At 63.3% G+C, this 13616-nt stretch carries 13 protein-coding genes; 4 read left to right on the top strand and 9 right to left on the bottom strand.

What is annotated here, in order from left to right:
- Window positions 1-112 precede the first annotated feature (112 nt).
- Together JQ572_RS29185 and JQ572_RS29190 are read right to left on the bottom strand one after the other, a co-directional pair.
- Complete coding sequence (locus JQ572_RS29185) at window positions 113-928, bottom strand: acyl-CoA thioesterase (protein ID WP_211386278.1); 816 nt, start codon at window positions 926-928, stop codon at window positions 113-115.
- 94 nt (window positions 929-1022) lie between these two features.
- Window positions 1023-3539 carry a glycogen/starch/alpha-glucan phosphorylase gene (locus JQ572_RS29190; RefSeq protein WP_211386279.1) on the bottom strand — a complete coding sequence of 839 codons (2517 nt, stop codon included), beginning with the start codon at window positions 3537-3539 and terminating at the stop codon, window positions 1023-1025.
- A gap of 205 nt (window positions 3540-3744) precedes the next feature.
- Here JQ572_RS29190 and JQ572_RS29195 point away from each other — a divergent pair, with 205 nt between their 5' ends.
- Entirely contained in the window at window positions 3745-3990 is a 246-nt protein-coding gene (locus tag JQ572_RS29195; RefSeq protein WP_211386280.1) for a hypothetical protein, read from the top strand.
- Between the two features lie 62 nt (window positions 3991-4052).
- Here the strand turns inward: JQ572_RS29195 and JQ572_RS29200 are convergent, their stop codons facing one another.
- Window positions 4053-4232 carry an RNA polymerase sigma factor region1.1 domain-containing protein gene (locus tag JQ572_RS29200; RefSeq protein WP_211386281.1) on the bottom strand — a complete coding sequence of 60 codons (180 nt, stop codon included), beginning with the start codon at window positions 4230-4232 and terminating at the stop codon, window positions 4053-4055.
- A gap of 155 nt (window positions 4233-4387) precedes the next feature.
- Between JQ572_RS29200 and JQ572_RS29205 the strand changes: the two genes are divergently transcribed.
- Window positions 4388-4819, top strand: coding sequence for a hypothetical protein (locus JQ572_RS29205; RefSeq protein ID WP_211386282.1), 432 nt, complete (start codon window positions 4388-4390; stop codon window positions 4817-4819).
- Between the two features lie 118 nt (window positions 4820-4937).
- Here JQ572_RS29205 and JQ572_RS29210 read toward each other — a convergent pair whose 3' ends face one another.
- On the bottom strand, window positions 4938-5705 hold the full coding sequence (locus JQ572_RS29210) for a DUF2865 domain-containing protein (protein ID WP_211386283.1): 768 nt from the start codon (window positions 5703-5705) through the stop codon (window positions 4938-4940).
- Window positions 5706-5893: 188 nt separating this feature from the next.
- On the bottom strand, window positions 5894-6457 hold the full coding sequence (gene pyrE, locus JQ572_RS29215; RefSeq protein ID WP_211386284.1) for an orotate phosphoribosyltransferase: 564 nt from the start codon (window positions 6455-6457) through the stop codon (window positions 5894-5896).
- A gap of 211 nt (window positions 6458-6668) precedes the next feature.
- On the opposite strand from pyrE, the gene JQ572_RS29220 reads away from it, so the two are divergent.
- The gene (locus JQ572_RS29220) at window positions 6669-7295 is read left to right on the top strand and encodes a glutathione S-transferase family protein (protein ID WP_211386285.1); all 627 of its coding nucleotides are present in this window, start codon (window positions 6669-6671) and stop codon (window positions 7293-7295) included.
- 138 nt (window positions 7296-7433) lie between these two features.
- Here JQ572_RS29220 and JQ572_RS29225 read toward each other — a convergent pair whose 3' ends face one another.
- The 4 genes from JQ572_RS29225 to JQ572_RS29240 form a co-directional block, all read right to left on the bottom strand.
- Window positions 7434-8069 carry a LysE family translocator gene (locus tag JQ572_RS29225; protein ID WP_211386286.1) on the bottom strand — a complete coding sequence of 212 codons (636 nt, stop codon included), beginning with the start codon at window positions 8067-8069 and terminating at the stop codon, window positions 7434-7436.
- A gap of 117 nt (window positions 8070-8186) precedes the next feature.
- Window positions 8187-9038 carry a hypothetical protein gene (locus JQ572_RS29230; protein ID WP_211386287.1) on the bottom strand — a complete coding sequence of 284 codons (852 nt, stop codon included), beginning with the start codon at window positions 9036-9038 and terminating at the stop codon, window positions 8187-8189.
- A gap of 108 nt (window positions 9039-9146) precedes the next feature.
- Window positions 9147-12194: a DNA polymerase I gene (gene polA / locus JQ572_RS29235; RefSeq protein WP_211386288.1), complete on the bottom strand. Its 3048-nt coding sequence runs from the start codon at window positions 12192-12194 to the stop codon at window positions 9147-9149.
- A 92-nt stretch (window positions 12195-12286) separates the two neighbouring features.
- Entirely contained in the window at window positions 12287-13351 is a 1065-nt protein-coding gene (locus JQ572_RS29240; protein ID WP_211386289.1) for an acyltransferase family protein, read from the bottom strand.
- A gap of 193 nt (window positions 13352-13544) precedes the next feature.
- On the opposite strand from JQ572_RS29240, the gene JQ572_RS35565 reads away from it, so the two are divergent.
- Window positions 13545-13616: hypothetical protein (locus JQ572_RS35565; RefSeq protein WP_211386299.1), on the top strand; the 72-nt coding region annotated here is incomplete at its 3' end.

Raw genomic sequence — 13616 nt, forward strand, 5'->3', positions numbered from 1 at the left:
TTGCGATATCTTTCCGCCGTCATTGCGAGCGCAGCGAAGCAATCCAGAATCCCTTCGCAGTGACAGCCTGGATTGCTTCGCTGCGCTCGCAATGACGAGTTTGTGGAAGCACTCAGGCCTTGAAATACGCGATCTGCGTGCTCGTCGCGAGCAGCCTTCCGTTTGGCGACCACAGCTCTGCGTTCTGGTCGGCGTAGCTCTTGTGCATGATCTTCGAATCGGCGGTCGCGAGCACGCGCGTGATGTCCTCGGCGGCGAGCTCTTCGGCGTCGGTGTGGAAATACGTCGTCAGTGACACCGTGCCGAACGGCACCAGCTCGCGGCGGGCGTGGAAGATGCGGCCGAAGAAGGCGTCCGACATCGACATCAGCGACAGTATGTCGAGCTTGCGCGGCGTGCGGTCGCTGATCCAGATTTTCGAATAGGTGCTGGCGAGCTCGGCCTGCGGCGGACCGATCCGCATCTCGCCCTCGACGAAGCGGAATTCATACTGGTTGGCCCAGGACGCAGAAATCTTGGGGAACGGCAGCGTCTCTTCGAACGGCTTTGTATCCGGATATCGCGCGACCCTGTGCTCCCAGGATGGCCGGCGCTCGGCGAACACCGCGGTGGCGAGCGTCGCGACCTCGCCGCCGCCCTGCGACAGTTCGACGCTCCAGTGCTGGCTGGAGCGGTTGGCCTTCACCAGCCGCACGTCGAGATCGAACGGGCCCTTGGCGATCGGCGCGCAGTAGTTGACGGTCACGGCCAGCGGATCGCCGGCGGCTTGCGGATGGTCGATCAGCGCGCGCAAAATGGTCGCGGCGGTGGCGCCGCCGAACGGGCCGACAAAGGCCCAGTAGTCGTCGCTGGTGTGCCCCTGCCAGCTGGAGTCACCGGCGGTGACGCGGGTGGCGTCGTCGAAAGGGTGCGGGAGCTCGGCGTGCATTTTTCCATCCGGCTTCCAATGACGGACGTCATATCACGTCCGGCGCCGGCTTGTGCAATTACCTCTGGGGTAACCGGTTTCACGCCGCGGAAATTCAGCCCGCGATGTCGCGCAGATCGGGCAGCAACGGCGTGGTCGGATTGACCGGCACGTTCCAGATCTCCTCGGCATATTCGCGAATTGTGCGGTCGGAGGAGAACCACGCCATGCGCGCGACGTTGAGGATGGAGGCGCGCGTCCAGGCCGGCGGCACCTGCCAGCGCGCATCGACATTGCGCTGCGCGTCGTAATAGGAATCGAAATCGGCGCTGACCATGTAGTGGTCGAGATAGCGCAGCGCATGCGCGATGGATTCGAAGCGGCCGGGATCGCCGGGCGAGAACTCGCCGGCGCCGATCGCATTGATGGCGCGCTGGAGCTTCGGCGAATTGCGGATCGTGTCGGAGGCATCCAGCCCCTGCTTGCGCCGGATCATCACGTCGCCGGCTTCCATGCCGAAGATCGCGATGTTCTCTGCGCCGACATGGTCGCGGATCTCGATGTTGGCGCCGTCGAGCGTGCCGATGGTGAGGGCGCCGTTCAGCGACAGCTTCATGTTGCCGGTGCCGGAGGCTTCCATGCCGGCCGTCGAGATCTGCTCGGACAGATCGGCTGCGGGAATGATGATTTCGGCAAGGCTGACATTGTAGTCGGGCAGGAACACGACCTTGAGCTTGCCGCCGATCGCGGGATCGTTGTTGACGACTTCCGCGACGTCGTTGATCAGCTTGATGATCAGCTTGGCGTAGCGGTAGCTCGCCGCCGCCTTGCCGGCGAAGATCTTCACCCGCGGCACCCAATTGCCGTTGGGGTCGTCCTTGATCCCCTGGTACAGCGCGACCGTCTCGATGACGTTGAGGAGCTGCCGCTTGTATTCGTGGATGCGCTTGATCTGCACGTCGAACAGCGCGCTCGGATCGACCTTGATGCCGAGCCGTTCGCCGATCAGGCGCGCGAGTGCTGTCTTGTTGTGAAGCTTGACGCTGCGGAACTTCTTCTGGAATTCGACGTCGCTGGCACGCGCCTCGATCAGGCTGAGCTGGGTCGGATCGTCGAGCACGGCGTCGCCGCAGGTCTCGCGCAACAAATCGGTCAGCTTCGGGTTGGCCAGCATCAGCCAGCGGCGGAAGGTGATGCCATTGGTCTTGTTGGTGATGCGGCCGGGATAGAGATGGTTGAGATCGTGGAACACAGTCTCGCGCATCAGGTCGGAATGCATGGCGGAAACGCCGTTGATGCGGTGCGAGCCGACGAAGGCGAGCTGGCCCATGCGTACGCGGCGTCCGCTTCTCTCGTCGATCAGCGAGACCGAGGCGCGGAAGTCGATGTCGCCGGGCGCGCGCGCTTCGGCCAGCGCCAGATGCTGCACGTTGATGCGGTAGATGATCTCGAGATGCCGCGGCAGCAGCCGCTCGAACAGCTCGACCGGCCAGGTCTCCAGCGCCTCGGGCAGCAGCGTGTGGTTGGTGTAGGACAGCGTGGCGACCGTGATCTTCCAGGCCTCGTCCCAGCGGAAATTGTGCAGGTCGATCAGAATCCGCATCAGCTCGGTGACGGCAAGACTCGGATGCGTGTCGTTGAGCTGCACTGCGACCTTCGACGACAGGCTGCGGAGCTGGCCGTCGGAGGACAAATGCCGCTTGATCAGATCCTGAAGCGAAGCGGAGACGAAGAAATATTCCTGGCGCAGCCGCAGCTCGCGCCCAGCGGGGCTCTCATCGTTCGGATAGAGGAATTTGCAGATCGCTTCGGCGCGCGACTGCTCGGCGCTGGCGCTGACATAGTCGCCCTTGTTGAAGGCGTCGAGCTTCAAGGGATCGGGCGAGCGCGCCGACCAAAGCCGGAGCGCGTTGACGTGCTGGCCGCGCCAGCCGACGATCGGCGTGTCATAGGCGAGCGCCTGCACGGTCTCGGCCGGATGCCAGATCGCGCGGTCGCGGCCCTTGTCGTCGACATGCTCGACGCCGCCGCCGAAATTGATGTCGTAGATGACTTCCGGCCGCTGCAATTCCCAGGGGTTGCCGAAGCCGAGCCATTCGTCCGGATATTCCTGCTGCCAGCCCTGATTGATGATCTGGCGAAACAGGCCGAAATCGTAGCGGATGCCGTAGCCGATCGCGGGGATCGACAGCGTCGCCATGCTTTCCATGAAGCAGGCGGCAAGCCGCCCGAGGCCGCCATTGCCGAGCGCCGCATCCGGCTCGCATTTGCGCAGCTCAGGGAGCGACACGCCGAGATCGCCGAGCGCGACCTCGAATATCTTCAGGAGCCCCATGTTGTTCAGCGCGTCGGTGAAGAGACGGCCGATCAGGAATTCAAGCGAGAGGTAGTAGACGCGCTTGCGTCCGGCATCGTAGCTGCGCTTCTCCGCGGACAGCCAGCGATGCACGATGCGGTCGCGCAGTGCCAGCGCTGCGGCCTGGTACCAGTCGTGCTTGGTCGCCATGCCCGCGTCCTTGCCGATGGCAAGGCGGAGCTTCGCCAGGATCGCGCCCTTGATCTCAGCCAACGCGAGTTCGTCGATGGGCTGCCCGGGGGCGGGGAAATTGGGCTGGAACGATGAATCTTGCAAAGCCGTCACTTCCTGGTCGAAGACTACTACTCACCTTACGCATCTTGGCCGTGCCCCGGAACCATCGCTGATGCGGCCGTGCACTGCGCTGGCGTAAAATTATGCAAGGAACGGGCCGATTTGGGAACCCGGAGGAGCACGGAGAAACGAGGATTTGCTGCTAGATTAGCGGCAAATTCAGCCATCAGTGTGGAGGAGACGCCCCATGAGACTTCTGATGCGACTGCCGATCGAAATCGCCGCCGCGGCCCTGCTCGTCGTCTGCATCGCCGCCCCCAGCGCTGCCTTAGCCGCCGGCAAGCAGGGCCGCAGCGCCGACGGCCTGAGCTGCGGCTTTGCCGTCCCGCAAAATGCATCTCCCGCCGCGCGCTGCGCCGCCATCAAGCGCCAGTGCGGTGGGAAGTTTTATGCGAGCGCGTGCGGAGATAGGCTGATGTCGGCAGTGAATTGAGGGAAAGGTCGCGCCAAATTGGCGACGCGACGACGGGCTGTCGGATCCGCGCAGTTGCCTTGCTACGATTGATCGTCCTCAATGAGGTTTATGCCTTCATCGCTCAATGCCTGCATTACGACTTCGATGTCCTCAGGCTCAGTCGTCGCTGACGGCAACAATTCGTTGAGCTGATCAAAGGTTACGGCTCCTGTCCGATGACCAAGCTCGATCGCCTTCCGGATCGCATCTTGCAGTCTCATTCCTCGATCTCCTGTCCCTTGCCTCTACTGAGAGGCGAGAGTCACCAGTTCATCGGAACAAATTAAGAACACTTTAGCAAGTCTTTGATATATCATTGTGATTCGGCGCGTTGCCGACACAATATCTAGGGTCTGTCAGACTTCGCGAGGACTACATGTCCACCATTGCCTTCGATCAGTTTGCCCTTACCAGGATCGCCGATTTCGCGCGGTCGTTGTCGCGGCTGCATCAGGCGGCGCGGCGCCATGCCGTCGATGACGACCAGTTCGACCGCGAGTTCAACGCGGTGTGCCAGTCGATCTGGGGCTACACCATCGACGACATCAGCGACGATCTGTTCGCGGCCGAAGACCATCTGTTCCTCGACACGCTGGACGAAGCGCAAGCGCGCATCTTTGCGGCAGAGCAGGGCTACGATCTCGTCGATGAGACGGGCATGCTCACCGACTGGTGGGGGTTCTGCTGGATGATTTTGGCAGAGAAGCGCGGCCTGCTGACTCAGGAAAACCGCGCTGCCGCGCGCGCGGCGATCGAGGAAAAATATCTGGCGGCGCCGAACGTGATCGGGGTGATCATCGGCAGGTGACCCACCATCCTCCGCCATTGCGAGCGTAGCGAAGCAATCCTGAGTCCTTCCGCGGAGGGATTCTGGATTGCTTCGTCACAAGTGCTCCTCGCAATGATAGCTTTGTTGCAGACGCGCCTTAATCCAATGCCGCTCTCTTCGCCGGCTTCTGCGTCTTCGGCACCGTCACGTCAGGCAGCGTCTCGCGCACGATCTCCGTGGCCGGCGCATCCCCGGCGACCGTCTCTGCGCGCACCGGCGCCACCTTCATCTCGCCGAGGCGGGCACGGACCTGCGCGGTGAGGCCGGGATAGGAGGCGACCGGGGTGAAGTCCGCAGCCTGGTCGTTGCCGACGCGGATGCCGGTATAGGCGACGAGGCCGTCGGTGGTCGCGATCACGTCGCCGGCTTTGAGCGAGGAGTCCAGCGCCAGATCGACCGGAGCGAGGCCGACCGGCTCGCGGCCGTTGCAGGTGCAGTCGGCGCGCAGCGCCTTGCGGTAGGCGAACGCATTCTCGCTGTCGGCGTAGCGCTCGCCGGTCTGCGATGCGGCGCCGTCGATCGAGGAGCCGAAATAGACCTTCGTCGCGGTGGCAGGACAGAATGCCTGACACATCTGTGCGGGCGAGGCGAGGCCGCGCATCAGCGGAAAATATTTGCCGTCGCAGCTGCGCACGCAGAATGCGGGTCCCGAGCCGCCGGCCGCGGCCGAACGCGTCGGCGGGACGTATTGCGGGGCATTCTGCTGGCCAGTGAAGGGGTCGGCGTAGGAGTTCGCCTGCTGCGGCACCTCACGCTGCGGCCGCTGCTGCTGCATTCCGCCGAAGAAGAAGTCGAACAGGCCTTCGGCCGAAACCGGGGCCGGAGCCGCAAGCAGCGGTGCTGCCAGTGTGGCGGCCACAAGCATCGCGCGACGCCGCCGGCGCGAATGGGACATGACTGTACGCAACGCTTACTCCACCGGACGCTACCGAACCGGCCGGGACCATCAGGTCTCGGCACCGGATTCACCATAAAGCGGGATGGTAAATGAGCGGTTGAGGAGGCCGGTTTCGTGACCCCGGACGCTGCGTTGCACCCGCAACGCGACAGACGTCAGGCCTTCAAAAATTCCGACGCCTTGTAGAGCGAGCGGAACGGCAGGCCGGCCGCACCGAACGTGTCGGTGGCGCCTTCCTCGCGGTCGACCATGGTCAGCACGAGCACGACTTCGGCGCCGGTTTCGCGCACAGATTCCACCGCCTTCATCGCCGAGCCGCCGGTGGTGGTGACGTCCTCGACGATCACGACGCGCTTGCCGGCAAGCGTCTCGCCCTTGGGCAGGCCTTCGATGGCAAGCTTGGCGCCGTGCTCCTTCGGCTTCTTGCGCACGAAGAACGCCGCGATCGGATGGCCCTTGATCCAGGAGATCTGCGCCAGCGCGCCGGCCAGCGGCACCGCGCCCATCTCCAGCCCGCCGATGAAATCGAGCTGGTCATCCTTCAGCGTCTCATAGGTGAGCTCAGCGAGCAGGGTCGCGCCCTCCGGGTCGAGCATGGTCGGCTTGAGGTTGAAGTAGAAATCGCTCTTGCGGCCCGACGCGAGCGTGACATCGCCGCGGCCGAAGGAGCGCCGGCGGATGATTTCGAACAGGCGGGCGCGGGAGGCTGATTTCGACACGGCGGTCCCTCGGGAGCGTTTTTGGAAGTGGCGGAATTTATCCGCGACAGCCGGGACATTCCAGAGGGGGCGTCCCCCGTCAACAGGGATCGGCCATCCCGGTCCGCCGGTTGTGGGGGTGCAACCTTCTGGAGTAGGTGGATGCCGGATATCTCGGGCAAGAAAACTGGGCAAGAGAACTGAGCAAGAAAACCGGCAAGGAAACGTGGAAATGACCATCGAGCTGCACACCTGGAACACGCCGAACGGCCGCAAGATCTCGGTCGCGCTGGAGGAAATGGGGCTGCCCTACAAGGTGATCCCGGTGAATATCAGCAAGGGCGAGCAGATGGCGCCGGAGTTCCTCAAGCTCTCTCCCAACAACAAGATCCCCGCGATCCTCGACCCCGAGGGGCCGGACGGCAAGCCCGTCAGCATCTTCGAGTCCGGCGCGATCCTGCTTTATCTCGGCGAAAAGACCGGTAAATTCCTGCCGAAATCGCTTTCAGGGCGCATCCCGGTCTACGAATGGCTGATGTGGCAGATGGGCGGCTTCGGCCCCATGCCCGGCCAGGTGCACCATTTCATCGCGCTCGAGAACGAGCAGGACCGCACCTACGGCCTGAAGCGCTACATGGCCGAGACCCGGCGGCTCTACGGCGTGCTGGACCGCCGGCTCGACGGCCGTGACTTCGTCGCCGGCGACCTCTCGGTTGCCGATTTTGCCATCCTGGGCTGGGCATGGCGCCATCCTCGCCACAAGGTTGACCTGGCCGATTTTCCCAACGTCAAGCGCTGGTATGAGGCGCTGATGGCGCGGCCTGCGGTGAAGCGGGGCATGGAAGCAAAGCTGGATTGAGCTGACGGCGTCATCGCCCGCCTTGCGCGCACTTGCGCACTGGGGCGGGCGATCCAGTACTCCAGAGACGGTTGAGTTAGAGCCGAGAAGCTGCGGCGTGCTGGATGCCCCGGTCAAGCCGGGGGACCGCGTCCCCCATCACACCTTCTTCGCTTCGACCACCATTCGCACCGCAAGCCCGGCCAATACCGTGCCCATCAGCCAGCGCTGCACCAGCATCCAGCTCGGCCGGTTTGCCAGGAACAGCGCGATCGATCCTGCCGCGAGCGCGATCATCGCATTGACGCTGACGCTGATCGCGATCTGGATCGCGCCCAGCACCACCGATTGCGTCAGCACGCTGCCGGCGGCGGGATCGATGAACTGCGGCAGCAGCGCCAGATACAGCATCGCGATCTTCGGGTTGAGCAGATTGGTGACGAAGCCCATCGCGAACAATTTGCGCGGGCTGTCGATCGCAAGCGTCTTGACCTGGAACGGCGAGCGTCCGCCCGGCTTAACCGCCTGCCAGGCGAGCCACAGCAGATATCCGGCGCCGGCAAAGCGCAGCGCGTCATAGGCAAAGGGAATTGCGAGCAGGAGCGCCGTGATGCCAAAGGCCGCGCATAGCATGTAGAACACGAAGCCCAGCGCCACGCCGCCGAGCGAGACGATGCCGGCCGCCGGCCCCTGCGTGATCGAGCGCGAGATCAGGTAGATCATGTTCGGCCCCGGCGTGAGCACGAGACCGAGAGAGACGAGAGCGAAACCGAGCAGGGCGGAGGTATGGGGCATGATCGAACCGGTGCGGGGGATGGCACGGTTTTATTATGAGCGGGACGGTTGGGCCATCGCGCAATTGCTCGGAGGACAATTCGATTCCGCGCTGGCGCAGCACAGGCCCCGGAGCGCCTATTCCCCTGGGCCCGCCGGCGCCGCCTTGACCGCGCTTGTGCGGCTCTTCTGCCTGGCGGATTGATCGGCTCCGAGATAAGCGTCCATTCGTCCCGACGCGGCCTGGAACAGGCGATCGGAGAACGCGCCGGCGAGCAGGCAAAGAATTGTCACTTTCCAGAAATCGGTTTCGCCGCCGCCCTGGGTTGAATTGGCGAATATTGAAATGAAGCCGGTGAAGAAGAGCCCAATGACGACAACGGACGCGACGCCTCCAAACGCCATGGAAGCCCACATTCGTCCAATGAAATTGCTATCTTCGAGCAATCCCCGCTTCGTCGGGCTGGCAAGGAACTTTGCGATGATCGACATCAACGCTCCAATCGCGCCAAGCGACAACGCGCGTGCCACCACATAGATATTCGAAGTATCAGCCGCAGCAGTTTCAAGCTTCTTTCGGATGTCCAGCTGGTTGGAAACAACGAAGGCCTTCTTGTCCTTCAAATCCCCATATTCGCCATTGAGCTGATCCAATTCGCTGCTCAGCTCAACCATCCTGGTCGCAGCCTCGATCCCAACCTTTGCAATGTCCTCGGCAGGGGCACCGGCGATCTTCATGTTGGCTTGCTTCGCCGTCAACGTTGCCGACAACTCCTTCATGCTGCGCTCTTGCTTCGATATCTTCGTCCGAAGTTCTGCGAGTTTTATGTCGGTGTTGCTTGCGTCCTCGGACAGCGCGGCGAGCGGCCGGCCATATTGATGTAGCGCCAGCAGGTATTCTGGATTGACGACCTTGAAAAGGTTTGGTGTCGCAACGAATCCAACCAGCCCGAGAATGACAAATGTTACGGCGCAAATCGCGGCACGCATCGGTGGCCCCCCCTGGAATGACTGCATCATTCCATTGAATCAGGGCGGCAGCAACCTAGGGGCGTGGAGCAGGGGAGATAGATACTTACGCAGCGCACAATGCGGTGGTCAGTGCGCCTCGTCCCAATTATTCGCAGCGCGCGCGTCGACGTGAAGCGGCACCGAAAGCAGCACGGCCGGGAACGGCGCGTCCTGCATCACGTGCTGGACCACGGGCAGCGTCGCCTCGACCTCCGCGTCGGGTACCTCGAAGATCAGTTCGTCATGCACCTGGAGCAGCATCTGCGCCGACAGCCTCTTCTCGGCGAGCGCGTCCTCCACCCGCGTCATGGCGCGGCGGATAATGTCGGCGGCGGTGCCCTGGAGCCGCGCGTTGATCGCGGCGCGCTCGTTGAAGGCACGCACCGAGGCGTTCGAGGCCTTGATGTCGGGATAGTGGCATTTGCGGCCGAACAGCGTAGTGACGTAGCCGTGGCTCCGGCAGAAGTCCCGCGTCTCGTCCATGTAGGCGCGGATGCCGGGAAAGCGCTCGAAATATTTCTTGATGTAGGCGGACGCTTCCTCGCGTGCGATGCTGAGCTGATTGGCGAGGCCGAACGCCGAGATGCCGTAGATGATGCCGAAATTGATCGCCTTGGCGCGGCGGCGGATCTCGCTCGGCATGCCCTTGATCGGCACGCCGAACATTTCCGAGGCCGTCATCGCGTGAATGTCGAGCCCATCGCGAAACGCCTGCTTCAGCACGGGAATATCGGCGATCTCCGCCAGCAGCCGCAGCTCGATCTGCGAATAGTCGGCGGAGACCAGCTTGTGTCCGGGCGTCGCGATGAACGCGCGGCGGATCTTGCGGCCGTCCTCGGTGCGCACCGGGATGTTCTGCAGATTCGGCTCGTTCGAGGACAGCCGGCCCGTCGTGGTCGCGGCCAGCGCGTAGGTGGTGTGCACGCGATGGGTCTGCGGATTGACATAGGTCGGCAGCGCGTCGGTATAGGTCGACTTCAGCTTCGAGACCTGGCGCCACTCCAGAATCTTCCTCGGAAGATCGTGGCCCTGCTCGGCGAGCTCGTCCAGCACCTGAGCGGTGGTCGACCACGCACCGGTCTTGGTCTTGGTGCCGCCCGGCAGGCTCATCTTGCCGAACAGGATGTCGCCGATCTGCTTCGGGCTGCCGACATTGATCGGCTCGCCCGCGATCTCCTGGATCTCGGCCTCGACGCGGGCTGCGGTCTGGGCAAAGTCGCCTGACAGTCGCGACAGCACCTGGCGATCGATCGAGATGCCGCGCCGTTCCATGCGCGCGAGCACCGCGACTAGCGGCCGCTCCAGGGTCTCATAGACCGTGGTCATGTGCTCGGCGACGAGGCGTGGCTTGAGCACGCGCCACACCCGCAAGGTCATGTCGGCGCCCTCCGCCGACAGCGGCGCCGCCTTGTCGATCGGCACCTGGTCGAAGGTGATCTTGCCCTTGCCGCTGCCGAGCAGCTCGCCCTCCTTCAGCATGGCGTGTCCGAACCAGCGCTCGGCGAGCGATTCCAGCCCGTGCGAGCCGCGGCCGGCGTCGAGCACGTAGGAGATCAGTTGCGCGTCGTCGGTGTTGCGCAAGGTGATGCCGTGCTGCGCCAGCATGACGGCGGTGAATTTGACGTCGAAGCCGATCTTGAGGATGCCCGTCGATTCCAGCACCGGCCGCAGCGCCTCGATCGCGTCGTCATGCTTGACCTGATCCGGCGCAAGGCCTGCATCGAACAGGCCGGCGCCGCCGCCGGACTGTTTGTGCGCGAGCGGCACATAGCAGGCATCGTTCGACGCCAGCGCCAGTGCGATGCCGCAAAAATCGGCCTGCATCGGGTCGATGGAGTTGGCGCGGATCTCGACCGCAACCTGGCCGGCATCGTAGATGCGCGCGATGAAGGCGTTGAGCTCCTTGAGCGACTTGACCGCCTGGTATTTGCCGCGGTCGATCGGGAGCTTGCGCAAAGCTTCCTCGCGCGCAGCGGCGAGCGAGATCGGCGCGCCCTTGAGGCTCGCTCCCTTGTCACCCTTGTCGCCGCCTTTGGCAGTTGCCGCAGGACTGGCGAAGAGATCGCCGGAGGCCTCAGGCGATTTAGTCCTGTCGGCGCCGTCGGAGGTCCCGCCGCGTGCTTCGCTGCTATTCGCCGTGTCGGCATCCACATTGGAAGGATCGATCTGCGAATAGTCGGCGACGCGGCGCGTCAGCGTCGTGAATTCCATCGCCTTCAGGAAGGCGATCAGCTTGCGCGCATCGGGCTCGTGCACGGCGAGGTCGTCCAGCGGCACCTCCAGCTCGACCTTGTCGTCGAGCAGCACGAGTTGCCGCGAGATCCGCGCCTTCTCGGCATTCTCGATCAGCGCCTCGCGCCGCTTCGGTTGCTTGATCTCGCCGGCGCGGAACAGCAGCTGCTCGAGGTCGCCATATTCGACGATCAGTTGCGCGGCGGTCTTGATGCCGATGCCGGGCACACCGGGCACATTGTCGGTGGAATCGCCGGCCAGTGCCTGCACCTCGACCACCTTCTCAGGCGGCACGCCGAATTTCTCGATCACCTCGGGAATTCCGATGCGGCGATCCTTCATGGTGTCGTACATGGCGACCTTGTCGGTGACGAGCTGCATCAGATCCTTGTCTGACGAGACGATCGTCGTGGTCGCGCCGCGGTCGGATGCCTGCCGCGCATAGGTCGCGATCAGATCGTCGGCCTCGAAGCCGCCCTGTTCCAGGCAGGGCAGGTCGAAGGCGCGCACGGCTTCACGGATCAGCGAAAATTGCGGGATCAGATCATCCGGCGCCGGCGGCCGATGCGCCTTGTACTCGGGATAGATCTTGTTGCGGAACGTGACTTCCGACTTGTCGAAGACAATCGCCAGATGCGTCGGCCGGTTGTCGGCGGGCATGTCGCGCAAGAGCTTCCACAGCATGTTGCAGAAGCCGAGCACGGCGTTGACCTGCAAGCCGTCGGACTTGCGGTTGAGCGGCGGCAGCGCGTGATAGGCGCGGAAGATGTAGCCGGAGCCGTCGACCAGAAAGATGTGGTCGCCCTTGCCGGCCGCTTTGGCTGCGGCCGGTTTGGCAGCGGGCTTGTCAGCAGCGGGCTTGGTGTCGGCTTTGGCGGCGGTCTTCGAGGATGTCTTGGGCATGGCCGCAATGTATGAATTTTTGCGGGCTTTGACAGCCTTGGGAGGGCGATTTTTGGGCTGTTGGCGCGACTATCCCCCGCTGTGATTCCCCGCTATTCAGCCGCCTGCAACACGGGTCCGGCCTTCTTCGGCGCGATCCAGAATGCATCGGGCCGCTCGAACAGGAAATTGCCGCCGAGCCGCAACGCGAGCTGCCAGATCGCGAGCGCCCCGACCACGCCGACGATGGTGACGATCAGCGACACCGTGCCGATATCCGGTATGATTCCCGTGCGCAGCAGCAGCGTTCGCGTGGCGGCCATCGGCAGGAAGAAGGCGAGATAGATCACGATCGAATGCTCGCCGCAGAAGCGGAAGACATTCAGCCGCTGCGCTCGCGCGAGCAGCGTGCCCATCGTGATGATGGCGCAGGCACCGGCAAAGCCGAGCACGAGTGAGATGATCTTCCACTCGCTGGCCCCACACGCGACCAGGCCGGCATTGACCAGCGCCCAGGTCGTGAGCGTTGCGAGCGCCCATGCGGGATGGCTGCGCGCGCGGTCCGACAACGCGAACACGTAGGGCGCGAACAGATAACCGGAATAGAAATAGACGAAGCGCGCGCAGAACTCGTCGATCGCAGTCCAGCCGGTCGAGATACGCGCCGTCTCCAGCGCAGCAGCGACGAGCCAGATCGCAGGCGACGGGATTCCCCGTGTCAATTTTGTGACGACGAAGAAGATCGGCAGAAGGTAGATGAACCAGAGCGTGCCGAACGGCTCGACGAAGGATTCCAGGTACATGAGGCCGACATCGCGCCAGCCTGTTTCCGCCGCGAAGGCCGGGGCCTTGAAGCCGAACTGGATTGTCACCCAGACGACATAGAAATAGACGAAATGCACCACCTTGCGGTCGAGATAGGTTCGCCATTCGCGGTCGATCACCAATGGCAGGAACAGGCCCGAAATCAGGAAGAAATCCGGCATCCGGAACGGCTTTGCGAAGGCTACGGCGACATGCATGAAACCGGTCTCGCCGGCGGCGAGCTCGACCCCCAATACCGAATGCATCATCACGACCATGACGATGCAGATGCCCTTGGCATAGTCGACCCAGTCGACACGTGCGGCAGTGGAAGCCTCGATGCCTCCGCTCGCGGATGTGCCTGATGGTGCCATGGTGTCCCTTTTCGAGGCGTGTTCCGCCCGGCTCTGTGTGGCTGCGGGGCAGTTTGGCGGCTTGCGGCTTACGATTTCTTTACCGGTACAATTCGTGTGCCGGTTTTTCCGGGCAGACGGTTCCCTTGCACCGGGAAAATGCTAAACCGCCCCGAATTGGGGTTTCGTTAACCAAGCCAGAACAGGGATTTTCATGCGAATCGCGATGATCGGAACGGGCTATGTGGGACTGGTGTCCGGAGCCTGCTTTGCGGATTTCGGTCAC

The organism is Bradyrhizobium sp. SZCCT0153 (genome assembly GCF_018129995.1).
In the GTDB taxonomy this organism is placed as follows: Bacteria; Pseudomonadota; Alphaproteobacteria; order Rhizobiales; family Xanthobacteraceae; genus Bradyrhizobium; species Bradyrhizobium japonicum_G.

Bases quoted from the DNA above. Each gene is read 5' to 3' on its own strand.
- JQ572_RS29230 (WP_211386287.1), bottom strand. From the start codon at position 9,038: ATGCGTGCCGCGATTTGCGCCGTAACATTTGTCATTCTCGGGCTGGTT.
- JQ572_RS29210 (WP_211386283.1), bottom strand. From the start codon at position 5,705: ATGCTTGTGGCCGCCACACTGGCAGCACCGCTGCTTGCGGCTCCGGCC.
- JQ572_RS29240 (WP_211386289.1), bottom strand. From the start codon at position 13,351: ATGGCACCATCAGGCACATCCGCGAGCGGAGGCATCGAGGCTTCCACT.
- JQ572_RS29225 (WP_211386286.1), bottom strand. From the start codon at position 8,069: ATGCCCCATACCTCCGCCCTGCTCGGTTTCGCTCTCGTCTCTCTCGGT.
- JQ572_RS29195 (WP_211386280.1), top strand. From the start codon at position 3,745: ATGAGACTTCTGATGCGACTGCCGATCGAAATCGCCGCCGCGGCCCTG.
- polA (WP_211386288.1), bottom strand. From the start codon at position 12,194: ATGCCCAAGACATCCTCGAAGACCGCCGCCAAAGCCGACACCAAGCCC.
- JQ572_RS29200 (WP_211386281.1), bottom strand. From the start codon at position 4,232: ATGAGACTGCAAGATGCGATCCGGAAGGCGATCGAGCTTGGTCATCGG.
- JQ572_RS29220 (WP_211386285.1), top strand. From the start codon at position 6,669: ATGACCATCGAGCTGCACACCTGGAACACGCCGAACGGCCGCAAGATC.
- JQ572_RS29205 (WP_211386282.1), top strand. From the start codon at position 4,388: ATGTCCACCATTGCCTTCGATCAGTTTGCCCTTACCAGGATCGCCGAT.
- JQ572_RS29185 (WP_211386278.1), bottom strand. From the start codon at position 928: ATGCACGCCGAGCTCCCGCACCCTTTCGACGACGCCACCCGCGTCACC.